Genomic DNA, 204 nt, shown 5'->3' on the forward strand with positions numbered 1-204 from the left:
AGTAACATTTGATACTAAAGATTACACAGAAACTGTAATATATGAAGCAAATAAACAAAAAGGCAAAGTAGTATATGTGGATGATGACAACGGTGGACAAGAAGTCAAGCAAGGTAGCATATCTGGCAAGACAGGAGAAACTGTAAAGGTTACCCCAGAAGTACCAGAGAATTATGAGGAAGTAGCAGGAAATCCAACGGATTA

General features: G+C 37.3%; 1 pseudogene. It reads left to right on the forward strand.

The annotated features are described in order from the left end of the window. Window positions 1-204: pseudogene (locus tag OZJ21_RS04005) on the forward strand (mucin-binding protein); the annotation flags it as partial.

It is taken from the genome of Ligilactobacillus sp. UO.C109 (assembly GCF_026847815.1).
In the GTDB taxonomy this organism is placed as follows: Bacteria; Bacillota; Bacilli; order Lactobacillales; family Lactobacillaceae; genus Ligilactobacillus; species Ligilactobacillus salivarius.